Source organism: Tepiditoga spiralis (assembly GCF_014701195.1).
GTDB lineage: Bacteria > Thermotogota > Thermotogae > Petrotogales > Petrotogaceae > Tepiditoga > Tepiditoga spiralis.
This window is the reverse complement of record NZ_AP018712.1, coordinates 1,153,610-1,173,171: the sequence shown is the minus strand read 5'-3', so window position 1 is coordinate 1,173,171 and position 19,562 is coordinate 1,153,610. Positions and strand designations below refer to the sequence as shown.

Genomic DNA, 19,562 nt, shown 5'->3' with positions numbered 1-19,562 from the left:
TATGGTGTATTTATTTTTTATTTATATCTTTTTCTTTAATATTTCTTCAACATAATCAAAGGTTGAAAAGAAAAAACAATTTTTTAATACTCTTTTTAAGTTTATTTCTAAATTATTTATTTTTAAACTTTTATATAAAATAATATTATTAAAATATATAATTATTATATTTATAAAAATATAATATAAAATATTAAATTTTGAAAAATACATCATAAATATGATTGCTATTGATTCCATAACCGCAGAAAAAAACAGAATGTTTGTATCGGTATCTTCTTCTTTTTCTAATTTATTTTCTATAATATAGATTCCAATTATAAATAAGAGTTGTATTAAAAAATATAAAAATATTGTTAAAAATGATAAACTTCCAACTCTAATCCAACTTTGTTTTTTAAAAGCTATATTTGAAATATCATTAAAACCAGAAAGCATTGATATCATGAAAAGTGTTGAATATATCATATTCAATTTCTTTAACATGTTATCCCCCCATTCAATTATTTTATATCTCTAAATTTTCTAATTTATTTATTAAATCATATTCTGTTAATTTATCTATAATTTCATCTATTTCCCCATTCATTATTTCTAATATTCTATGTGATGTATACTTTATTCTATGATCAGTTACTCTATTTTGTGGAAAATTATATGTTCTTATTTTTTCACTTCTATCTCCAGATCCTATTTGACCTCTTCTTGCATTTTCCATCTTACTTTGTTGTTTTTCATACTCAACTTCAAATAATTTAGCTCTCAAAACGTTCATTGCACTTTCTTTATTTTGATGTTGTGATCTTTGATTTTGACAAGTAACAACTATTCCACTTGGCATATGTGTAATTCTTACAGCTGAATCAGTCTTATTTACATGCTGTCCACCAGCGCCACCAGCTCTATATGTATCTATTCTTAAATCTTTATCATTTATTTTTATATCTATGTCTGTAACTTCTGGTAAAACAGCAACTGTTGCAGTTGATGTATGTATTCTTCCTGAAGATTCTGTTTGTGGTACCCTTTGAACTCTATGAACTCCACTTTCATACTTTAATCTCCCAAATACACCTCTGCCTTTTATTTTTATTACTGCAGTTTTTATTCCACCAGATTCATTTTCTTTTATATCAATAGTTTCATATTTCCATTTTTTTATTTCAGCATATCTTATATACATTCTCATCAATTCAGCCGCAAATAAACCAGCTTCATCTCCACCAGCGCCACCTCTAATTTCCATAATTATATTTTTTTCATCTAAATCATTTTTTGGAATTAACATTTTTAAAATTTTAAATTCTATATTTTTTAAACTATTTTCATTTTCTTCTTTCATCATTTCATATTCAAGTTCATCAACTTCACCCGAATTATACATTTCGTTTAATGCTTCTAAATCTTCTTTTGTTTCATCATATTTTTTATACAATTCTTTCAATGAAGTTAATCTTGTATGTTCCATTCCAAATTTTTGTAAATTTTCTGGATTTGAGGTTACTTCTGGATCACTTAATTTTTTTTCTACTTCATTTAATTTTTCTATTATACTTTCTTTAAACTTTAATAGATCCATTTTCTTTTCCTCCAAATCTTAATTTTTTTGTTTTTCTATTGCTTTCATTATACCATTTTTATCCTTTGATTTTTTTAACATATTTAAAATAAATTCAAGAGCTTCTTTAGGGTTCATCTTGCTAATGATCTTCCTAAGTACAAAGATATTTTTCAATTCTTCTTTTGGTATTAAAAGTTCTTCTTTTCTTGTTCCAGATGGTTTTATATTTATTGCAGGGAAAGTTCTTTCATCTGCAATTTCTCTTGATAATACAAGTTCCATATTTCCCGTACCTTTAAATTCTTCAAATATAACTTCATCCATCTTTGATCCTGTTTCAACCAAAGCTGTTGCTATTATAGTTAAACTTCCACCTTCTCTTATCTTCCTTGCCGCACCAAAAAACTTTTTAGGATATACAAGTGCAGCTGGATCAACACCACCACTTAAGAGTTTCCCACTTGATGGAACAAACAAATTATAAGCTCTTGAAAACCTTGTTATACTATCCATTAGTATAACTACATCATGACCAAATTCTACTAATCTTTTAACATGATTTAAAGTCATTTCAGCAACTTTTATTTGATTTTTAGGATTCATATCAAAAGGTGCTGCTATAACATTTGCATTTACAGTATCTTTTATATCTGTAACTTCTTCTGGTCTTTCATCTATTAATAATACATATCTTTTAGTTTCAGGATAATTAACTGCTATAGAATTTGCTATATCTTTCATCAATATAGTTTTACCTGCTTTTGGAGGCGCTACTATAAGACCTCTTTGCCCAAATCCTATAGGTGAAAACAATTCAATAATTGTGGAACTAACAGGAGAGTTTTTATGTTCAAGTTTCATTTTTTTATCTGGATATTCTGGAGTAAGATTTTTAAAAGAAACTCTATCTTTAGATTTCTCAGGCGATTCATAATTAACCGCTTCAACTCTTAATAGTGCAAAGTATTTTTCGCCTTGTTTAGGTGGTCTAACTTGTCCAGTAACAACATCCCCAGTAAATAAATTAAATCTTGTTATTTGAGATTTTGAAACATATACATCATCTGGTCCTTGTAAAAGAGAGTTATCAACGTTTCTTAAAAAACCATATCCATCAGGTAAAACTTCTAATATGCCTTCATATAAAAAATATCCAATAGATTCTGTTTGCTTTCTAAGTATGGCAAATTTTAATTCACTATTTGTCATCTTTGAATATTCAGTAATTGAAAATTTTCTTGCTAAAACATAAAGTTGTCTTCTAGTCATTTCATTCAATTGTGAAACATTAATCTTTACAGCTTTTATTTCATCTTTTTTTGTATCCATATTACACCTCCAAAGTTTGGGAAAGAAAAAGAAGAAAAAGGAAAGTTTTTTCTTTATAAATTAATTTTATCATAAAATTAATTTATAAAGAAAACGGGGGAATAAATCCCCCATTCATTATTTTTCTTCTTCATTAACAGGAAGTAATTGAAAAAGTGACATTTCAGAAGCATCGCCTCTTCTAAATCCTATTTTTAAAATTCTAGTGTATCCACCATTTCTATCCATATATTTTGGAGCGATTTCATTTACAAGTTTTGCAACGAGTTTTCTATCATTAAAATGTCTATTGATTTCTCTACTCAATGCCATTTTTTTAGTTGCATCGCCTTTATTAGCTTTTATAGCTTTTGTTATTAATTTTTCAACTAAAGGTTTTGCAGTTTTTGCTTTTGCTGTTGTAGTAATTATACTTCCTTCTTCAAAAATGCTTCTGGCAATATTGTTGAGCAGAGCTTTTCTATGAGTTGCATATCTATTTAATTTATTAGTTTTAACTCTATGTCTCATTATTTGCTCCTCCTTTCATTGAATACTTTATCATAGTCGAGTCCGAATTTATCAATAAGTTCTTTTCTTATTTCATCTAAAGACTTCTTTCCAAAATTTTTAATTTTCATTAATTCTTCTGGAGTCTTTTTGAAAAGTTCACCTATTACATTTATTCTTTCTCTTTTTAAACAATTCTTTGCTCTTTTTGTAAGGTCAAGATTATCTATTGATGTTTCTAAAATTTCTCTTGAAACACCTGGAATTTCAGCACTTTCATCTGCTAAAGCTTCTGATGCTTCTAAACCAGTACCCATATCTTGGATGGGTTCTTGGCTTTCTTCACCGGTAGAATCTTTCCAATACTTAGACATAAACATAAAATGATCCATTAGTATTGTTGTTGATCTTTTTAATGCTTCTAGAGGTTCTATATTATTTTTTGTCCAAACTTCAAGTATTAACTTATCATAATCTGTAACTTTTCCAACACGATAGTTTTCAGTTAAAAAGTTAACTTTTAATACTGGACTAAATGCACCATCAATGTATATATATTCTACATCTTTTTGTTCTTCAGTTCTTTCAATATCTCTTGCAGATACAAAACCTTTACCAGGTCTTGCATACAAATACATTTCAACATTGTTATCAGAATTTAATGTAGCTATTTTATATTCAGGATTTGCTATTTCAAGTCCCGTTGGTGTTTGTATATCCCCTGCTAAAATATCAACCGGTTCACCTTTTATTCCAGTTTTATTTATTACTAACTCAAATTCTTCATTCTTTTCAAGAAGCTTAGAATCTGTAGCTTTTATTTGAACTTTTTTTAAATTTAAAGAAATTTCAAGTATATCTTCTGTAATTCCTTCAATTGTATCAAATTCATGAAGTTTCCCTGGAACTCTTAATCCAACAATAGCAAAGGCAGGTATTGTTGAAAGCATAACTCTTCTTAATGCATTCCCCATAGTAATAGCATATCCTTTTTCAAGGGGATACATTTCAAATTTTGCATAATTATATTCATTATCTTTTCTTTCTTCAACCACTTCAAATGTTTCTGGTTTTATATATAATTCCATCTTCTACCTCCGATTTTCCAATTAAACCGGAGTACACCTCCTTTCCCAATGGGTAAATAAGGTGAAGCAAAAAAACATTACTTCGAGTAAAGTTCGATGATAGCCTGAAGGTCTACCGGTACTTCCATTTCTTCTAATTTAGGTAATCTTACAAAAGTTCCTTTGAATTGATCTGTATTAACATCTAACCAAGTTCTTGCTAAATTTCTATTATTTGAAAGTTCTAAACCATTTTTAACTTGGAGAATACTTCTACTTCCTTCTTTAATTTCAACAACGTCTCCTGATCTTAGTCTGTAAGAAGGAATATTAACCTTTTTACCATTCACTAAAACATGACCATGTCTAATTATTTGCCTTGCTGTTCTTCTATTAACTGCAAATCCCATTTGATATACAGTATTATCTAATCTTGATTCTAAAAGTTGCATGAGAACTTCACCTGTTTGTCCTTCTCTTCTTGCAGCTTCTTTAAAATATGTTCTAAATTGTTTTTCAAGCATACCATATATTCTTTTTAAAGCTTGTTTTGATCTAAGCTGAATTGCATATTGTCCCATTTTCTTTGTGTTATGACCATGTTGTCCTGGAGCAAAATTTCTTTTTGCTATAGCACATTTTTCAGTATAACATCTTTCACCTTTTAAATACATCTTAAAGCCTTCACGTCTACAGAGCTTACAGAGCGCTTCTGTGTATCTTGCCATCTTTTTATTCCCTCCTTCTTCTCAATCGGGTCTTAGAATCTCTTTTTCTTAGGTCTACATCCATTGTGTGGAATTGGAGTTACATCTTTAATTTGATCAATTGTTAATCCTGCAGCTTGTATAGTTCTTATTGCTGATTCTCTTCCTGATCCAGGACCTTTTACTGTAACATCAACTTTGTTTATTCCTAATTTAACTGCTTCTTTAGCTACTTTATCAGCTGCAAGTTGTGATGCATATGGTGTTCCTTTTTTTGTACCTTTATAACCAACATTTCCACCACTTGACCAAGTTACTACATTTCCTCTTACATCTGTAAGTGTAACTATAGTATTGTTGAAATTAGAGTGTATTCTTATAACACCTTTATCAATTGAAATCTTTTTCTTTTTATTCTTTGTTGCGGTTCTTTTTGCCATTTACTTACCCTCCTCAATTATTTCTTTCTAATTTTTGTGAGTCTTGGGCCCTTTCTGGTTCTTCCATTTGCATGTGTCTTTTGACCTCTTGTTGGGAGTCCCGCTTTGTGTCTAAGTCCTCTGTAAGAATGAATTTCTATCAATCTTTTTATGTTTCTATTTATTTCTTGTCTTAAATCTCCTTCAACTCTATATGTTTCATTGATGTGATGAGTAATTTTAGAGATTTCATCATCTGATAAATCCATTGTTTTTCTATCTGGATCTATTCCAAGATCATTTAATATTTCGTAAGCTCTATGTGTTCCTATACCATAGATATATGTGAGAGCCACGAATAACTTCTTGTTGTTTGGTATTTCAACACCGAGAATACGTGCCATCTATTCATTCCCTCCTTAAAATTAACCTTGTCTTTGGTTGTGTTTTGGATTTTTAGAACATACAACCCAAACTCTACCTTTTCTTCTTATAACCTTACAATGTTCACATCTTTTTTTTACTGAGGCTCTAACTTTCATCTTAAATTCCTCCTTAGTTTTCTTCGTCCGGATTTATTCTTCTAATTTTTTCTCTCCTGACTATTCTTCCTCTGTTCAAGTCATATATTGAAACTTCAACAGTAACTTTATCTCCTGGAAGGAGCCTTATAAAATTTTTTCTCATTTTTCCAGAAATGTGAGCTAGAACAACATGACCATTTTCAAGCTCTACTTTAAAATTTGCATTAGGCAAAGATTCAAGAATTTTTCCTTGCATTACAATTACATCATCTTTTTTTGCCACACTTACTCCCCCCTTACGGGTTAAGAGATGTTAAAATCTCTGGTCCGTTTTCAGTAATTACAATAGAATGTTCAAAATGTGCCGCTTTACTTCTATCTTTGGTAACTGTAGTCCAACCATCATCAAGGACTTCAACTTCATAATTTCCCATAGCAACCATTGGTTCAATTGCAATAGTCATATTTTTTCTTAAAAGAGCTCCTGAATTAGGTCTTCCAAAGTTTGGCACTTGTGGATCTTCATGTAATTTTCTTCCAACTCCATGACCAACAAAATCTCTTATAACTGAAAATCCATGTTGTTCAACATATTTCTGAACAGCATTTCCTATATCTCCAATTCTGTTTCCAGGAACTGCTTGTTCTATACCGAGGTATAAAGATTTTTTCGTAACTTCAACTAATTTTTTTTCTTTTTCAGAAACATCTCCTATGATAAAAGTTCTAGCACTATCTGCAATGTAACCTTCATAAGTTAGTCCACAGTCAATAGAAACTAAGTCTCCATTTTTAAAAACTTTTTCTTTTAATGCAAAACCATGTATTACTTCTTCATTAACAGATATACAAGTTGCATATGGAAAATCGGCATATCCTTTAAATGTAGGTATTACATTTATTTTTTTCATGTAATCTAAAACAAACATTTCAACATCATATGCTGAAGCACCATCTTTTATTACTCCAAGAATCAAATCATCAAGGAGACGAGCTAGTTTTGCCCCAGCCCGCCTCATCATTTCTATTTCTTTTTCAGTCTTAATTATTATCATTTGAAGACACTCCCTTCAGTATATTAAACAATTCTTTTGTAACATCTTCTATGTCTTGAGAGCCATCAACTGTAAAAATTTTGTAATTTTTTTTATAAAATTCTATTACGGGAGCAGTTCTTTCAAGATATATGTTATATCTTTCTTTCACTACGTCTTCTTTGTCATCGTCTCTATGTACTAATTGTGTTCCATCATCATCACAAATACACTCTTTTTTAGGTGGATGAGATATAAGATTGTACACTCTTCCACACACAGGACATACTCTTCTATTTGTTATTCTTTTCAAAAGCATATCAAGTGGTGCATCTATGAAGATTGCTGCATCTATTTTTTTATTTTTTTCATCGAAAATTTTCTTCAAAAACTCAGCTTGTTGTAAAGTCCTTGGATATCCATCGAGTATAAAAGATTCATATTCCAAAAGAGTTTCTTTTACTAAACTATTAATCATTTCATCAGTAACAAATTCTCCTTTGTCTAACAATTCTTTTATTTGAAGCCCCAATTTTGATCCAGTTCTTATAGTTTTTCTGAGTAAATCTCCGGTGGAGATGTGTGGTATTTCAAGTTTTTTTGCCACAATTTTTGCTTGTGTTCCTTTTCCTGCACCAGGCGGACCAAAAAGCAAAACTTTCATTAAATCATCTCCTTCCGCGGAGTTTTCCTTTCTTCATAAAACCTTCGTACTGTCTTGCGATCATATGAGATTCCATTTGTTGTAGTATATCTAATGCAACCCCGACTGCAATTAAAGTACTTGTACCACCAATCCATATTTGTACTCCAGCTGTTCCTCTTATAACATAAGGTAATAAAGCCAAAACAACTAAGAACAAAGCACCTATAAAAGTAACTCTTGTCATAACAGTTGTTATATACTTTGTTGTTGGTTTACCAGGTCTTATTCCAGGAATAAATCCACCATAATTCTTTATATTATCAGAAACTTCATTTGGATCTAAAACAACTGAACTATAAAAATATGTAAAGAAAAATACAAGTAATCCATAAATTACAAGATATAATGCTGATCCTATACCAAAAATTTTATCATCAATTTTATTTGCTGTTGCTCTTGATATCATTGAAGGTAATGTCATTATAGCTGAAGCAAAGATAATTGGTATAACTCCTCCACCATTTACCTTTATTGGTATGTATGTTGAAGCTCCACCATAAATTTTATTACCAACAACTCTCTTTGCATATTGTACGTTTATTCTTCTTTCAGAAGTTTGTACTGCAACTGTTGCAACTACAATTATTACTACTATTGTAAGTAATATTATCCATTCAAGTGGAGTTAATCCAATTAATGCTTGTGCAGCATATCCTGGATATCTTGAAACAATACCAGCAAAAATAAGTACAGATATACCATTTCCAATTCCTTTTTCAGTAATCATTTCACCAATCCACAATAAAAACATAGTTCCAGCGATTGTAGAAACTGTTGCTAATATAATAAATATGTAAGAAGGAATTGATTGCATTCTATAATTTAATGCAGATATAGATAATCCGAATCCTTGTAATAATGCGATTATTATAGTTAATTTTCTTGTCATTGATGCAAATTTCTTTCTTCCACTTTCACCTTCTTTTAGCATTTCTTTCAAACTAGGCAAAACAGAAGATAAAAGTTGTAATATTATCGAAGCATTAATATATGGTGTTACACTAAAAACAAATATTGAAAAACGTTTTAAAGCTCCCCCTGCAAACACGTCAAAAAAGTTAATAAATCCCCCAGCTGCACTATTTTGCATCCCACCTAAAGCACTTGTCCAAGCAGCTTGATTAATTCCAGGAATAGGTATAAATATACCTATTCTGAAAGCAATCAATGCAAGTAAAGTGAATAGCACACGATCCCGGAGTTCCGGGATCTTGAATATATTGCCTAATGCTTTAGTCATTAATTACCTCTGCTTTTCCGCCAGCTGCTTCTATTTTACTCTTAGCAGATGCTGAAAATGCATTGGCTTTAACAACGAGGGATTTTGTTAGTTCGCCATTTCCGAGGATTTTTACTCCATCATTAACTTTTTTGATTATTCTTCTTTCAAGAAGTTTTTCTATAGTTACTTCTTCATTTGCTTCAAATTTTTCTTCTAAAACACTTAAGTTTACTTCAGAGAAAATTTTCTTGAATGGTACATTTGAGAATCCAAATTTTGGAGTTCTTCTATATAATGGTGTTTGACCACCTTCAAATGCTGGTCTTACCTTTCCTTTTCCTCTTGAACCTTGTCCTTTGTGTCCTCTACCAGATGTTTTACCTAATCCTGTTCCAGGTCCTCTTCCAAGTCTCTTTTTAGAGTGTCTTGAACCTGGTGTTGGTTTTAAGTCTCCAATATTTAACATTTCCTTACCTCCTCATTATGCTAATTCTTCAACTTTTACGAGGTGATTAACTACTCTAATCATACCACGTATCTGAGGATTATCTTCTTTTATAACTTCTACATTTGGTTTATTTAATCCCAATGCATCCAATGTTGAAAGTTGAGTTTTATTTTTACCTGCTCTACCTCTCACAAGTTTTATCTTTAATTTTGCCATCATTATCCCTCCTTGTGAGCACCATTAATTACTTGTTTAACTGTTAAATCTCTTAATTCAGCAATTTTTTTAGGTGATTTTAAGTGTTTTAATCCATCTAAAGTTGCTTTTGTAAGATTTAATACATTTGTTGATCCAAGTGCTTTTGTAAGAATATTATGTACTCCTGCAAGTTCAACAACTGCACGAACAGAACTTGAGGCAATTATACCTGTACCTGCTCCTGCTGGTTTAAGCATTACTCTTGAAGCATCTTGTACCCCAATAATTTCATGAGGAATAGTTCCATTTTTTATAGGAACTTCTATTAAATTTTTCTTGGCATTTTGAATTGATTTTCTTATTGCTTGAGGAACTTCTCTTGCATTTCCAATTCCAACACCAACTTTTCCTTTTTTATTACCAACAACTGCAGTTACTCTGAAAGAAATTGTTTTACCTCCAGTTGTAACCTTAGTAACTCTTTTTATATCAATTAATTTTTCTTCAAATTCTTGAGGAACTTCAGTTCTAGAATTTTTAGTGTTTCTAGCCATTTTTTTCAGGCACCTCCTTATAACTCTAGGCCGGCTTCACGAGCAGCTTCTGCAACAGCTTTTACTCTACCGTGATATTGATAGCCACCTCTATCAAACTTTACTTTAGTTACGCCTTTTGCCTTAGCTTTTTCGGCTATTAACTTTCCTATTTCTTTCGCAGCTTCAACATTCCAAGTCTTTTCAATTTTAACATCTTTATCAATTGTTGATGCAGAAGTTATTACTTTTCCAGCTTCATCATCAACTAATTGAGCATACATGTGTTTTTCGCTTCTGAAAACGACAAGTCTTGGTCTTTCTGAAGTTCCTGATAATTTTCTTCTAATTCTGAGATGTCTCTTTCTTCTTTTTGCATCTCTATCGACCTTCTTTATCATATCAGCCCTCCTCAATTACCTATTAAACTTTTTTACCTTCTTTTTTAACGATTACTTCACCAGCATATCTTACACCTTTTCCTGAGTAAGCATTTGGTTTTCTATATCTTCTTAATTTTGCTGTTACTTCACCAACGAGATATTTATCTGATCCCTTAACAACAATTTTATTTGGAGCTGGAACTTCTATGTTTATACCTTCAGGAGCAACATATTCAATAGGATGTGAGTATCCTAAGTTCATAACGAGCTTGTTGCCTTGCATAGATGCTCTATAACCTATACCCACTATTTCTAATTCTTTTTTAAATCCTTCTGTAACTCCTATTATCATGTTTCTAATTAATGATGTGTATGTACCTCTGAGTGCTGTTATTTTCTTTTCATCAGCTGCTCTTTTTCTTACATTTTCATTTTCCAAAACTCTTAATTCATTTTCTGCAATTTCTACTTTTACAGAAGGTAAAAAATCAAGTTTTAGTTCACCATTTTTGCCTTTAACCGTAACAGTATTGTTTTCAACTTTTATTTCAACACCTTCGGGTATTGCTGTCGGTCTATCTGCAATTCTTGACATTAACAAGGCACCTCCTTACCATACATAACAAATAACTTCCCCACCAACACCTATTTCTCTAGCTTCCTTGTCGGTGAGAATGCCTTTAGATGTGGAAATAATTGCAATTCCCAAACCACCTTTAACTGATGGAATTTTATCTGTTCCAACATATACTCTTCTACCTGATTTTGATACTCTTATTATTCCATCTATTACTTTTTCTCTATTTCTTCTATCACCTTTGTATTTCATGTTTACTTTTAAAACACCTTGTTTTCCATCTTCAATAAATTTATAATCAGAAACATATCCTTCTCTTTTTAAGATATCAAGAACTGATTTTTTTAAGTTTGAAGCAGGTATTTCAACTGTATCCTTAAATACTGAATTAGCATTTCTAATTCTTGTGAGCATATCTGCTATAGGATCACTCCACATTATGCTTCCCTCCTTACCAACTTGCCTTTTTTACACCGGGAAGTTTTCCTTCCAAGGCCATTTTCCTAAAACACACTCTACACAATCCAAATTCTCTGTAAATTGCACGAGGTCTTCCACAAACTTCACATCTATTATATTCTCTTGTCTTATATTTTGATCCTCTTTTCCATTTTTCTACCATAGCTTTTTTTGCCATTTAATCTATCCCTCCAGTCATTATCTTTTGAATGGGAATCCAACGAATTCAAGCAATTTTTTTGCTTCATCATCGGTATTTGCTGTAGTAACAATGGCTATATCCATACCTTGTACTCTTTTTACTTCGTCAGGTTTTAATTCAGGAAATACCACTTGTTCTGTTAATCCAAAGTTATAATTTCCTCTTCCGTCGAATGAATCAGAAGGTAATCCTCTAAAGTCTCTTAATTTAGGAAGAACTATGTTTACAACTTTGTATAAGAAATTGTACATATTTTTTCCTCTTAAGGTAACTTTAGCTCCTATTGGCATTCCTTCTCTGAGTTTAAAGTTAGCAACACTTTTCTTAGCCTTTACTATAACAGCTTTTTGTCCTGTTATTTTTGTCAACTCATCAGCATGTTTAACAACTATATCTTTATTTCTAGTTGCTTCTCCCATACCCATGTTTATAACAATTTTGTCTATTTTAGGCACTTGATGTTTGTTTTTGTAACCAAACTCTTTCATGAGTGCTTCAACGACTTCATTGTCGTATTTGTCTCTAAGTGGTATATATTCACTCATTTTTATTCCTCCTCATTACGCCTTATCAATTATTTCGCCACATTTTTTACAGTAACGAACTTTTTTACCATCTTCAAGTTTCTTGTAGCCAACTCTTGTTGCGTTTCCACAGCTAGAACAAACTACCATTACTTTTGATGAGTAAATTGGGGATGGTTGTTCGATTATTCCGCCTTCCCTCATTTGTTGATTAGGTCTTTGATGCTTCTTAACTACATTTATATTTTCAACAACCACTTTGTTGTATTTTGGTATTACTCTCAATACTTTACCGGTTTTTCCTTTATCTTTTCCAGAAATTACCTTTACAGTATCTCCATTTTTTATTTTCATTATTTCACCACCTCTGTTTACCAGACTTCTTTTGCAAGTGATGCAATTTTTGTATATCCTGCATCTCTTATTTCTCTTGCAACAGGACCAAATACCCTAGTTCCTAACGGCATCTTATTTTTATCTATTAAAACTGCTGCGTTATCATCAAATCTAACATAAGTTCCATTGCTTCTTCCAATTTCTTTATGTGTTCTAACAATAACTGCTTTTACTACTTGTCCTTTTTTTATATCTGTGTTAGGTACAGCTTCTCTAACAGAACAAACAACTACATCTCCTACACTACCAGTTGCTCTATGAAAACCACCTAAAACTTTTATTACTTTTAATACTTTAGCACCTGAATTATCGGCTGCTCTGAGGTAAGATTCTAATTGAACCATTAGTTTTCACCTCCGTTTTCTTCCACAGCTTCGGGTGTTTCGTTTAAAATCTTTGTAACAACAAAATTTGTTGTTTTTGAATATTTTCTTGATTCTTCTATTTCTACAATGTCACCCATTTTACATGCATTATTTTCATCATGTGCATGATATTTTTTTGTTCTTTTAATTGTCTTTTTATAAACTGGGTGTTTTACAAAATCTTTTACTTCAACAGTTACAGTTTTATCCATTTTATCGCTTATAACTGTTCCCACAATTACTTTTCTTGGCATCCAAATTACCTCCTTATACCCAGTTCTCTTTCTCTTAAAATGGTCTTAATTCTACCAATATCTCTTCTCACATACTTTAATTGTGCAGTATTTTTTAATTGACCAAGTTCGAGCTGGAATCTAAGTTCGAATAATTTTTTCTTTGTATCTTCTAATTTTTGAGTTAATTCTTGATCTGTTAAAACTTTTAATTCTGCTGCTTTCATTAATACTCACCCCCTATTTGGTACCTGGGAACTATCTTTGTTCTTACTGGTAATTTAGTTGCAGCATAATTGAGAGCTTTTTTTGCAAGTTCTGGATCCACTCCACCTATTTCAAAGAGAACTTTTCCAGGTTTTACAACCGCTACCCAACCATCAACGTCACCTTTACCTTTACCGAGTCTTGTACCGATTCCTTTTGATGTAAATGATTTATCAGGGAATATTTTTATATATACTTTACCATTTCTTTTTAATGTTCTAACCATTGCAAGTCTACATGCTTCAATTTGTCTTGCAGTTATCCAAGCACCTTCAAGAGATTTTAAACCTAAATCTCCAAAGTGTACGTTTGTTCCACCTTTTGCCATACCATTCATGGATCCACGTTGTGATTTTCTATATTTAACCTTCTTTGGCATTAACATTGTTAATTACCTCCTCGTTCTTATAACTGTACGTCGCCTTTGTAAATCCAGACTTTTATACCTGTTGTACCATATTTAGTCTGAGCTTCCGTTGTTGAGTAATCAAGGTTTGCTTTTAAAGTTTGTAGCGGTAATCTACCTTCCATATATGTTTCAGATCTAGCAATATCCGCTCCACCAAGTCTTCCTGATACCATTATCTTTATACCTTTTACTCCTCTTTTCATTGCATTATTTATTGCTCTTTTCATTGCAACTTTATGAGAAATTCTTCTTAACAATTGATTTGATACATCTTCAGCAATTAGTTTTGCACTTGAATAAGGATTTCTAACTTCTTGTACAAAAACTTTTACCGCTCTTTCATTTACTATTTTTGATAATTCTTCTCTTAATTTTTGAATTTCAGAGCCTTTTTTACCAATTATTATTCCAACTCTTGAAGCAAAAATTTCTAATTTAACCATTGAATCGCTTGGTCTTGAAATAATAACTTCTGAAACTCCTGCTCTTTGATATTTATCTTCAACATATTCTCTTATTTTTCTATCTTCATGAAGATATTCTCTATATTTATTTTCATTGAACCATGTTGATTTCCAAGGCTGTGAAATTCCAACCCTAAAGCCTGTTGGATGTACTTTTGAACCCACGGAATTTTCACCTCACTTAAATGTTTTTATCTTGAACGGTTATTGTTATGTGGCTAAATCTCTTTTGAAGGATATCTGCTTTTCCTCTTGATCTTGGCCACATTCTTTTCATTCTTGGACCTTCATTAATTTGAATTTCTTTTACAAATAAATTTTCTGGTTTTAATCCAAAATTATTTTCTGCATTTGCAATTGCTGACATTAATACTTTATTAATTAATGTTGCAGATTTTTTTGGACTAAACATTAATATTTGAAGCGCTTCACTTACATTTTTTCCTCTAATACCATTTGCAACAGCTCTACATTTTGTTGGAGAAATTCTCAAATTCTTTGCTTTAGCTGTAGCACTTGTTCTTGGTTTTGCTGCTTCTGCTTCTTTTCTTATTTTATGAAAAACAGATTTTTTTACTCTTCTTCCGTCTTGAACTCTTGAAATATTTGAAGCCATGACTTTTTTCGCCTCCTTATCTTACTTTCCCTTTGGCAGCTTTTTTATCAACATGTCCGCCAAATCTTCTTGTTGGAGCAAATTCACCAAGTCTGTGACCTATCATTTGTTCTGAAATATATACAGGTATATGTTTCATTCCATTGTGAACTGCTATTGTGTGACCAACAAATTCCGGGAGTATCATTGATGCTCTTGACCATGTTTTTAATACTTTGTTTTCTCCCTTTTCGTTCATTTCCCTTATCTTTTTTAGAAGTGAAGGGTGGACATATGGTCCTTTTTTTAAAGATCTGCTCATTTAAAAGGCACCTCCTAAATTATCTACCTTTTCTTCTTCTTACTATAAATTTATCGGAACTCTTTTTACCTCTTCTTGTTTTATATCCTTTTGCTGGTAATCCCCAAGGTGATTGTGGTAAGTGACATTTAGCTGCTCCTTCTCCACCACCCATTGGATGATCTACTGGGTTCATAACCATACCTCTAACGTGTGGTTTCCATCCCATCCATCTTCTTCTTCCAGCTTTACCATGAACTTCATTTTTATGATCTTCATTTCCTACTGTTCCTATTGTTGCTATACAAGTCATTCTTACTCTTCTTAATTCACCTGATGGCATTTTCAAAAGTGCGTATCTTCCTTCTTTTGCCATTAATTGTGCATATGTTCCAGCAGATTTAGCTATTTTTCCACCTCTACCTGGTTCAAATTCTATGTTATGAACAAGTGTACCAAGAGGAATATTTTCAAGTGGTAATGCATTACCAACTTTTATTTCTGCATTTGCACCATTTAATAATTTATCTCCAACTTTTAATCCTTTAGGAGCTAATATATATCTTTTTTCTCCATCAGCATATACCAAAAGTGCAATATTTGCTGTTCTGTTAGGATCGTATTCTATACTAACTACTTTAGCTGGTATATCAAATTTATTTCTTTTAAAATCAATTATTCTATATCTTCTTTTGTGTCCTCCACCTCTAAACCTTAGGGTGACTCTACCATAATTGTTTCTTCCACCTGTCTTTTTAAGAGGAGCTAACAAAGATTTTTCTGGTTTATTAGTTGTTATTTCTGAAAAATCTGTTGTAAGCATGTATCTTCTTGACGGTGTTGTTGGTTTGTATCTTTTAAGAGCCATTATCATTTCACCTCTCTTACATATTGCCTTGTAATTCTTTGATTACATAGCCGTCAGCCAACTTAATTATTGCCTTTTTCCATTGTCTTGTGTATCCTTCATGTCTACCAAGTCTCTTTGGTTTTGCTTTTACATTCATTGTTTTTACATCAATTACTTTTACATTAAAAAGTAATTCTGCAGCTTCTCTTATTTCTAATTTATTAGCATCTCTGCTAACTTCAAATGTATATTTTCCTTCGCCCATTAATGTATATGTCTTTTCTGTGAGGATTGGTTTTACAATTATATCATATGCTCTTACTTTTTCCATTATCCGAGCACCTCCTCAATCTTTGCAACTACAGCTTTTGTAATTACAACCTTTTCATTGTTTATTAAATCAAAAACATTCAAACCATCTATGTTAGTTTTTTCTTGACTAGGATTATCAGCAATTAAAACCTTTACTTTAGGTAAGTTTCTTGCAGATAATTTAACATTTTTATATTCTTCTGATTTTTTTGGAAGAACAAATAAAGTCTTTTTATTTTCAACACCAATTTTTTTAATAATGTCTTTCATTGTTTTTGTTTTTGGCGCATCAAATTTTATATCTTCAAGAACCATCAAGTTGTTTTCACTAACTCTAACACTCAAAGCTGATTTTAATGCTAATCTCTTCATCTTTTTGTTTAATTTCTTTTCATAACTTCTAGGTTTTGGTCCAAAAGTAACTCCACCATGTCTAAAAATAGGTGATCTTGTTGAACCTGCTCTTGCTCTACCTAAATGTTTTTGAGCCCAAGGTTTTCTTCCTCCACCTCTTACTTCTGCTCTGGTTTTTGTTGAAGCTGTACCTGATCTTTTATTTGCAAGTTGCATATCAACATATCTGAATAAAAGATCTGCATTAGGTTCAATACCAAAGATATCTTCTCTTAGCTCAACTGTTCCTACTTTTTCACCGTTGATATTCAACATATCTAACTGAGCCATCTTTTTCTTTCCTCCTTATCACGTTTTCGGGCGTTTATTATTTTTTAACTGCTTCTCTTATGATTATTAATCCGCCCCTCGCTCCTGGAACTCCACCTTTAACTGCTATAAGGTTATTTTCTGCATCTATGTGTACGACTTGAGAGTTTAATACTGTTGTTCTTTTATTTCCATAATGACCATGCATTTTTTTACCCTTTAAAACCCTTGCTGGGTAAGTATGTTGTCCTGTTGAAGCTAACGCTCTATGAAATTTAGAACCATGTGATACTTCTCCTCCACCAAAGTTCCATCTTTTCATAGCACCTGCATAACCTCTACCTTTTGAGGTACCAATAATATCTATTTTTTCATTTTCTTCAAAAATAGAAACATTAATTTCTTGACCTAATTGGTATTCATCAACATTTTCAACCCTAAATTCTTTTAAAATTCTCAATGGTTTTACTTCTGCTTTTTTCAAGTGACCTAAAAGAGGTTTAGTTAACTTTCTTTCAGCTATTTCTTCATATCCAACTTGAATTGCATCATAACCATCTGTTTCTTTCGTTTTCTTTTGAGTTACAAAACAAGGTCCAGCTTTTACTACTGTGACCGGGATAGCTTTTCCATCCTTGTAGATTCTTGTCATTGCAACTTTTCTTCCAATTAAACCTTTCATATTACACCTCCAGAGCCCGATCTTTTAATTTAAGCTTTTATATCTACTGCAACTCCTGCAGGAATATTCACCTTCAACAATTTAGTAACTGTTTCTGATGATGCATCATAGATAAAAATAACTCTTTTGTGAACCTTTTTTTCAAATTGTTCCATAGAATAAGCGTATTTATGCGGTGATTTAACAACCGAATAAACCGTTCTTTCTACAGGCAATGGGATAGGTCCAGATACCCTTGCATCTACTTCTTTAACTGCTTCTATTATCTTCTTTGCAGAATCATCAAGAAGTCTGTGATCATATGCCTTTAGTTTTATCTTTATAAACTTCTTAGCCACTTTATCAAGTCCCTCCTTGCAATCGAATAGGAAGGGGAGCATACCACTCCCCGGCTTTTTCCTTGATTATTTTAACTTTATTTTATTTCAATTACATTTTATTATTCTATTATTTCTGTAACAACACCTGAAGCAACAGTTCTTCCGCCTTCTCTAACAGCGAATCTCATGTTAGCTTCCATAGCAACTGGATAGATTAATTCTATTGTCATTACTATGTTGTCACCAGGCATAACCATTTCTGCACCTGAATCAAATTCTTCTAATGTTCCAGTAACATCAGCTGTTCTAATGAAAAATTGTGGTCTATATCCTTTTGTAAATGGAGTATGTCTTCCACCTTCATCTTTTTTAAGAACATAAACTTGTGCTTTAAATTTCTTATGTGGTGTAACTGATCCTGGTTTTGCAAGAACTTGTCCTCTTTTTACTTCATCTTTATCAACACCTCTAAGAAGACAACCAACATTATCTCCAGCAACTCCTTCATCGAGAAGTTTTCTGAACATTTCTACACCAGTACATACTGTTTTCTTTGTTTCTTCTCCAATTCCAACCATTTCAACTTCGTCAGATGGATGAATTGTACCTCTTTCAATTCTTCCAGTAACAACTGTTCCTCTTCCTGTAATTGTGAAGATATCTTCTATTGGAAGAAGGAATGGTTTATCAATTGGTCTTTCTGGATCTGGGAAGTAGCTATCTACAGCATCCATTAATTCATAAATCTTGTTAACCCATTCATCATCTGTTGAATCTGATTCTAATGCTTTAAGAGCAGATCCTCTGATAACAGGAACATCGTCTCCAGGGAAATCGTAAGAAGAAAGAAGTTCTCTTACTTCCATTTCAACTAAGTCGATTAATTCTTCATCATCAACCATATCTGTTTTGTTTAAGAAAACAACTAATGCAGGAACATTAACTTGTCTTGCAAGAAGAACGTGTTCTCTTGTTTGTGGCATAACTCCATCTGTTGCAGCAACAACAAGTATTGCTCCATCCATTTGAGCTGCACCAGTAATCATGTTTTTAATATAGTCAGCATGACCTGGACAGTCTATATGTGCATAATGTCTTTTTTCTGTTTCGTATTCAACGTGTGATACGTTTATAGTGATACCTCTTGCTCTTTCTTCTGGAGCCTTATCGATCATATCAAATGGAGTAAAGTCTGCTCCACCTTTTTTTGCTAAAGATTTTGTTATAGCTGCTGTTAAAGTTGTTTTACCATGGTCAATATGACCTATGGTTCCAATGTTCATATGTGTCTTATTTCTGACAAACTTTTCTTTGGCCATTCGG

At 31.8% G+C, this 19,562-nt stretch carries 35 protein-coding genes; all 35 read right to left on the bottom strand.

Annotated elements, in window-relative coordinates; translation table 11 throughout:
• Window positions 1-21 precede the first annotated feature (21 nt).
• A complete protein-coding gene (locus IGS63_RS05470) occupies window positions 22-486 on the bottom strand; it encodes a hypothetical protein (protein WP_190615994.1) in 465 nt (154 codons plus the stop codon).
• A 22-nt stretch (window positions 487-508) separates the two neighbouring features.
• The gene (gene prfA / locus IGS63_RS05465) at window positions 509-1,579 is read right to left on the bottom strand and encodes a peptide chain release factor 1 (RefSeq protein ID WP_190615993.1); all 1,071 of its coding nucleotides are present in this window, start codon (window positions 1,577-1,579) and stop codon (window positions 509-511) included.
• Between the two features lie 18 nt (window positions 1,580-1,597).
• Window positions 1,598-2,890: a transcription termination factor Rho gene (gene rho / locus IGS63_RS05460; protein WP_190615992.1), complete on the bottom strand. Its 1,293-nt coding sequence runs from the start codon at window positions 2,888-2,890 to the stop codon at window positions 1,598-1,600.
• A gap of 117 nt (window positions 2,891-3,007) precedes the next feature.
• On the bottom strand, window positions 3,008-3,400 hold the full coding sequence (gene rplQ / locus IGS63_RS05455) for a 50S ribosomal protein L17 (RefSeq protein ID WP_190615991.1): 393 nt from the start codon (window positions 3,398-3,400) through the stop codon (window positions 3,008-3,010).
• Window positions 3,400-4,467: a DNA-directed RNA polymerase subunit alpha gene (locus IGS63_RS05450; protein ID WP_190615990.1), complete on the bottom strand. Its 1,068-nt coding sequence runs from the start codon at window positions 4,465-4,467 to the stop codon at window positions 3,400-3,402. The genes rplQ and IGS63_RS05450 overlap by 1 nt, the downstream gene beginning before the upstream one ends.
• A gap of 77 nt (window positions 4,468-4,544) precedes the next feature.
• The gene (gene rpsD, locus IGS63_RS05445; RefSeq protein WP_190615989.1) at window positions 4,545-5,174 is read right to left on the bottom strand and encodes a 30S ribosomal protein S4; all 630 of its coding nucleotides are present in this window, start codon (window positions 5,172-5,174) and stop codon (window positions 4,545-4,547) included.
• Window positions 5,175-5,206: 32 nt separating this feature from the next.
• Window positions 5,207-5,593, bottom strand: coding sequence for a 30S ribosomal protein S11 (gene rpsK / locus IGS63_RS05440; protein WP_190615988.1), 387 nt, complete (start codon window positions 5,591-5,593; stop codon window positions 5,207-5,209).
• Between the two features lie 17 nt (window positions 5,594-5,610).
• Window positions 5,611-5,976 (bottom strand): 30S ribosomal protein S13, encoded by a 366-nt coding sequence (rpsM, locus tag IGS63_RS05435; RefSeq protein WP_190615987.1) that lies wholly within the window; start codon window positions 5,974-5,976, stop codon window positions 5,611-5,613.
• Window positions 5,977-5,997: 21 nt separating this feature from the next.
• Window positions 5,998-6,114, bottom strand: coding sequence for a 50S ribosomal protein L36 (gene rpmJ, locus IGS63_RS05430; protein ID WP_190615986.1), 117 nt, complete (start codon window positions 6,112-6,114; stop codon window positions 5,998-6,000).
• A gap of 13 nt (window positions 6,115-6,127) precedes the next feature.
• A complete protein-coding gene (infA, locus tag IGS63_RS05425) occupies window positions 6,128-6,379 on the bottom strand; it encodes a translation initiation factor IF-1 (protein ID WP_190615985.1) in 252 nt (83 codons plus the stop codon).
• Between the two features lie 13 nt (window positions 6,380-6,392).
• Complete coding sequence (map, locus tag IGS63_RS05420; RefSeq protein ID WP_190615984.1) at window positions 6,393-7,151, bottom strand: type I methionyl aminopeptidase; 759 nt, start codon at window positions 7,149-7,151, stop codon at window positions 6,393-6,395.
• A complete protein-coding gene (locus tag IGS63_RS05415; protein WP_190615983.1) occupies window positions 7,138-7,794 on the bottom strand; it encodes an adenylate kinase in 657 nt (218 codons plus the stop codon). The genes map and IGS63_RS05415 overlap by 14 nt, the downstream gene beginning before the upstream one ends.
• 4 nt (window positions 7,795-7,798) lie before the next feature.
• Window positions 7,799-9,076, bottom strand: coding sequence for a preprotein translocase subunit SecY (gene secY / locus IGS63_RS05410; protein WP_190615982.1), 1,278 nt, complete (start codon window positions 9,074-9,076; stop codon window positions 7,799-7,801).
• The gene (gene rplO, locus IGS63_RS05405) at window positions 9,069-9,524 is read right to left on the bottom strand and encodes a 50S ribosomal protein L15 (protein WP_190615981.1); all 456 of its coding nucleotides are present in this window, start codon (window positions 9,522-9,524) and stop codon (window positions 9,069-9,071) included. Before rplO ends, secY begins: the two co-directional genes overlap by 8 nt.
• A gap of 15 nt (window positions 9,525-9,539) precedes the next feature.
• A complete protein-coding gene (gene rpmD, locus IGS63_RS05400) occupies window positions 9,540-9,722 on the bottom strand; it encodes a 50S ribosomal protein L30 (RefSeq protein WP_190615980.1) in 183 nt (60 codons plus the stop codon).
• 2 nt (window positions 9,723-9,724) lie between these two features.
• Window positions 9,725-10,267, bottom strand: a complete 543-nt coding sequence (gene rpsE / locus IGS63_RS05395; protein WP_190616108.1) for a 30S ribosomal protein S5 — start codon at window positions 10,265-10,267, stop codon at window positions 9,725-9,727.
• 8 nt (window positions 10,268-10,275) lie between these two features.
• Window positions 10,276-10,638, bottom strand: coding sequence for a 50S ribosomal protein L18 (rplR, locus tag IGS63_RS05390; RefSeq protein WP_190615979.1), 363 nt, complete (start codon window positions 10,636-10,638; stop codon window positions 10,276-10,278).
• A 22-nt stretch (window positions 10,639-10,660) separates the two neighbouring features.
• Window positions 10,661-11,215, bottom strand: coding sequence for a 50S ribosomal protein L6 (gene rplF / locus IGS63_RS05385; protein WP_190615978.1), 555 nt, complete (start codon window positions 11,213-11,215; stop codon window positions 10,661-10,663).
• A 15-nt stretch (window positions 11,216-11,230) separates the two neighbouring features.
• The gene (rpsH, locus tag IGS63_RS05380; protein WP_190615977.1) at window positions 11,231-11,635 is read right to left on the bottom strand and encodes a 30S ribosomal protein S8; all 405 of its coding nucleotides are present in this window, start codon (window positions 11,633-11,635) and stop codon (window positions 11,231-11,233) included.
• 13 nt (window positions 11,636-11,648) lie between these two features.
• Window positions 11,649-11,834 carry a type Z 30S ribosomal protein S14 gene (locus tag IGS63_RS05375; RefSeq protein ID WP_190615976.1) on the bottom strand — a complete coding sequence of 62 codons (186 nt, stop codon included), beginning with the start codon at window positions 11,832-11,834 and terminating at the stop codon, window positions 11,649-11,651.
• 20 nt (window positions 11,835-11,854) lie between these two features.
• Window positions 11,855-12,403: a 50S ribosomal protein L5 gene (gene rplE / locus IGS63_RS05370; RefSeq protein ID WP_190615975.1), complete on the bottom strand. Its 549-nt coding sequence runs from the start codon at window positions 12,401-12,403 to the stop codon at window positions 11,855-11,857.
• 15 nt (window positions 12,404-12,418) lie between these two features.
• Window positions 12,419-12,736, bottom strand: coding sequence for a 50S ribosomal protein L24 (gene rplX, locus IGS63_RS05365; RefSeq protein ID WP_190615974.1), 318 nt, complete (start codon window positions 12,734-12,736; stop codon window positions 12,419-12,421).
• 17 nt (window positions 12,737-12,753) lie between these two features.
• Window positions 12,754-13,122: a 50S ribosomal protein L14 gene (rplN, locus tag IGS63_RS05360; protein ID WP_190615973.1), complete on the bottom strand. Its 369-nt coding sequence runs from the start codon at window positions 13,120-13,122 to the stop codon at window positions 12,754-12,756.
• Entirely contained in the window at window positions 13,122-13,397 is a 276-nt protein-coding gene (rpsQ, locus tag IGS63_RS05355; protein WP_190615972.1) for a 30S ribosomal protein S17, read from the bottom strand. Before rpsQ ends, rplN begins: the two co-directional genes overlap by 1 nt.
• A 5-nt stretch (window positions 13,398-13,402) precedes the next feature.
• The gene (rpmC, locus tag IGS63_RS05350) at window positions 13,403-13,603 is read right to left on the bottom strand and encodes a 50S ribosomal protein L29 (RefSeq protein ID WP_190615971.1); all 201 of its coding nucleotides are present in this window, start codon (window positions 13,601-13,603) and stop codon (window positions 13,403-13,405) included.
• Complete coding sequence (gene rplP / locus IGS63_RS05345; protein WP_190615970.1) at window positions 13,603-14,028, bottom strand: 50S ribosomal protein L16; 426 nt, start codon at window positions 14,026-14,028, stop codon at window positions 13,603-13,605. Before rplP ends, rpmC begins: the two co-directional genes overlap by 1 nt.
• Window positions 14,029-14,048: 20 nt before the next feature.
• Window positions 14,049-14,681, bottom strand: a complete 633-nt coding sequence (gene rpsC, locus IGS63_RS05340) for a 30S ribosomal protein S3 (protein ID WP_190615969.1) — start codon at window positions 14,679-14,681, stop codon at window positions 14,049-14,051.
• Between the two features lie 16 nt (window positions 14,682-14,697).
• Entirely contained in the window at window positions 14,698-15,132 is a 435-nt protein-coding gene (gene rplV, locus IGS63_RS05335; protein ID WP_190615968.1) for a 50S ribosomal protein L22, read from the bottom strand.
• A 16-nt stretch (window positions 15,133-15,148) separates the two neighbouring features.
• Complete coding sequence (gene rpsS, locus IGS63_RS05330) at window positions 15,149-15,433, bottom strand: 30S ribosomal protein S19 (RefSeq protein ID WP_190615967.1); 285 nt, start codon at window positions 15,431-15,433, stop codon at window positions 15,149-15,151.
• A 19-nt stretch (window positions 15,434-15,452) separates the two neighbouring features.
• Entirely contained in the window at window positions 15,453-16,280 is an 828-nt protein-coding gene (rplB, locus tag IGS63_RS05325; protein ID WP_190615966.1) for a 50S ribosomal protein L2, read from the bottom strand.
• Between the two features lie 16 nt (window positions 16,281-16,296).
• Window positions 16,297-16,593 (bottom strand): 50S ribosomal protein L23, encoded by a 297-nt coding sequence (gene rplW, locus IGS63_RS05320; protein ID WP_190615965.1) that lies wholly within the window; start codon window positions 16,591-16,593, stop codon window positions 16,297-16,299.
• Window positions 16,593-17,258, bottom strand: a complete 666-nt coding sequence (rplD, locus tag IGS63_RS05315; protein WP_190615964.1) for a 50S ribosomal protein L4 — start codon at window positions 17,256-17,258, stop codon at window positions 16,593-16,595. Before rplD ends, rplW begins: the two co-directional genes overlap by 1 nt.
• A gap of 37 nt (window positions 17,259-17,295) precedes the next feature.
• Window positions 17,296-17,919: a 50S ribosomal protein L3 gene (rplC, locus tag IGS63_RS05310; protein WP_190615963.1), complete on the bottom strand. Its 624-nt coding sequence runs from the start codon at window positions 17,917-17,919 to the stop codon at window positions 17,296-17,298.
• A 29-nt stretch (window positions 17,920-17,948) separates the two neighbouring features.
• A complete protein-coding gene (gene rpsJ / locus IGS63_RS05305; RefSeq protein WP_420856917.1) occupies window positions 17,949-18,299 on the bottom strand; it encodes a 30S ribosomal protein S10 in 351 nt (116 codons plus the stop codon).
• A gap of 59 nt (window positions 18,300-18,358) precedes the next feature.
• Window positions 18,359-19,558 (bottom strand): elongation factor Tu, encoded by a 1,200-nt coding sequence (gene tuf / locus IGS63_RS05300; RefSeq protein WP_190615961.1) that lies wholly within the window; start codon window positions 19,556-19,558, stop codon window positions 18,359-18,361.
• Window positions 19,559-19,562: the final 4 nt, after the last annotated feature.

What these genes read in the sequence shown, in the direction of transcription:
- rpsM (WP_190615987.1), bottom strand. Translation starts at nt 5,976, where the DNA reads ATGGCACGTATTCTCGGTGTTGAAATACCAAACAACAAGAAGTTATTC.
- rplC (WP_190615963.1), bottom strand. Translation starts at nt 17,919, where the DNA reads ATGAAAGGTTTAATTGGAAGAAAAGTTGCAATGACAAGAATCTACAAG.
- rplQ (WP_190615991.1), bottom strand. Translation starts at nt 3,400, where the DNA reads ATGAGACATAGAGTTAAAACTAATAAATTAAATAGATATGCAACTCAT.
- rplX (WP_190615974.1), bottom strand. Translation starts at nt 12,736, where the DNA reads ATGAAAATAAAAAATGGAGATACTGTAAAGGTAATTTCTGGAAAAGAT.
- rplF (WP_190615978.1), bottom strand. Translation starts at nt 11,215, where the DNA reads ATGTCAAGAATTGCAGATAGACCGACAGCAATACCCGAAGGTGTTGAA.
- secY (WP_190615982.1), bottom strand. Translation starts at nt 9,076, where the DNA reads ATGACTAAAGCATTAGGCAATATATTCAAGATCCCGGAACTCCGGGAT.
- rpsQ (WP_190615972.1), bottom strand. Translation starts at nt 13,397, where the DNA reads ATGCCAAGAAAAGTAATTGTGGGAACAGTTATAAGCGATAAAATGGAT.
- rplW (WP_190615965.1), bottom strand. Translation starts at nt 16,593, where the DNA reads ATGGAAAAAGTAAGAGCATATGATATAATTGTAAAACCAATCCTCACA.
- rpsJ (WP_420856917.1), bottom strand. Translation starts at nt 18,299, where the DNA reads ATGCTCCCCTTCCTATTCGATTGCAAGGAGGGACTTGATAAAGTGGCT.
- rplB (WP_190615966.1), bottom strand. Translation starts at nt 16,280, where the DNA reads ATGGCTCTTAAAAGATACAAACCAACAACACCGTCAAGAAGATACATG.
- IGS63_RS05375 (WP_190615976.1), bottom strand. Translation starts at nt 11,834, where the DNA reads ATGGCAAAAAAAGCTATGGTAGAAAAATGGAAAAGAGGATCAAAATAT.
- rpsD (WP_190615989.1), bottom strand. Translation starts at nt 5,174, where the DNA reads ATGGCAAGATACACAGAAGCGCTCTGTAAGCTCTGTAGACGTGAAGGC.
- rpmC (WP_190615971.1), bottom strand. Translation starts at nt 13,603, where the DNA reads ATGAAAGCAGCAGAATTAAAAGTTTTAACAGATCAAGAATTAACTCAA.
- rpmD (WP_190615980.1), bottom strand. Translation starts at nt 9,722, where the DNA reads ATGGCAAAATTAAAGATAAAACTTGTGAGAGGTAGAGCAGGTAAAAAT.
- rplD (WP_190615964.1), bottom strand. Translation starts at nt 17,258, where the DNA reads ATGGCTCAGTTAGATATGTTGAATATCAACGGTGAAAAAGTAGGAACA.
- IGS63_RS05415 (WP_190615983.1), bottom strand. Translation starts at nt 7,794, where the DNA reads ATGAAAGTTTTGCTTTTTGGTCCGCCTGGTGCAGGAAAAGGAACACAA.
- rplO (WP_190615981.1), bottom strand. Translation starts at nt 9,524, where the DNA reads ATGTTAAATATTGGAGACTTAAAACCAACACCAGGTTCAAGACACTCT.
- prfA (WP_190615993.1), bottom strand. Translation starts at nt 1,579, where the DNA reads ATGGATCTATTAAAGTTTAAAGAAAGTATAATAGAAAAATTAAATGAA.
- rplN (WP_190615973.1), bottom strand. Translation starts at nt 13,122, where the DNA reads ATGGTTCAATTAGAATCTTACCTCAGAGCAGCCGATAATTCAGGTGCT.
- rplP (WP_190615970.1), bottom strand. Translation starts at nt 14,028, where the DNA reads ATGTTAATGCCAAAGAAGGTTAAATATAGAAAATCACAACGTGGATCC.
- IGS63_RS05470 (WP_190615994.1), bottom strand. Translation starts at nt 486, where the DNA reads ATGTTAAAGAAATTGAATATGATATATTCAACACTTTTCATGATATCA.
- rplV (WP_190615968.1), bottom strand. Translation starts at nt 15,132, where the DNA reads ATGGCTTCAAATATTTCAAGAGTTCAAGACGGAAGAAGAGTAAAAAAA.
- map (WP_190615984.1), bottom strand. Translation starts at nt 7,151, where the DNA reads ATGATAATAATTAAGACTGAAAAAGAAATAGAAATGATGAGGCGGGCT.
- rpsS (WP_190615967.1), bottom strand. Translation starts at nt 15,433, where the DNA reads ATGAGCAGATCTTTAAAAAAAGGACCATATGTCCACCCTTCACTTCTA.
- tuf (WP_190615961.1), bottom strand. Translation starts at nt 19,558, where the DNA reads ATGGCCAAAGAAAAGTTTGTCAGAAATAAGACACATATGAACATTGGA.
- IGS63_RS05450 (WP_190615990.1), bottom strand. Translation starts at nt 4,467, where the DNA reads ATGGAATTATATATAAAACCAGAAACATTTGAAGTGGTTGAAGAAAGA.
- rpsH (WP_190615977.1), bottom strand. Translation starts at nt 11,635, where the DNA reads ATGTGGAGTGATCCTATAGCAGATATGCTCACAAGAATTAGAAATGCT.
- rplE (WP_190615975.1), bottom strand. Translation starts at nt 12,403, where the DNA reads ATGAGTGAATATATACCACTTAGAGACAAATACGACAATGAAGTCGTT.
- rpmJ (WP_190615986.1), bottom strand. Translation starts at nt 6,114, where the DNA reads ATGAAAGTTAGAGCCTCAGTAAAAAAAAGATGTGAACATTGTAAGGTT.
- rpsK (WP_190615988.1), bottom strand. Translation starts at nt 5,593, where the DNA reads ATGGCAAAAAGAACCGCAACAAAGAATAAAAAGAAAAAGATTTCAATT.
- rplR (WP_190615979.1), bottom strand. Translation starts at nt 10,638, where the DNA reads ATGATAAAGAAGGTCGATAGAGATGCAAAAAGAAGAAAGAGACATCTC.
- rho (WP_190615992.1), bottom strand. Translation starts at nt 2,890, where the DNA reads ATGGATACAAAAAAAGATGAAATAAAAGCTGTAAAGATTAATGTTTCA.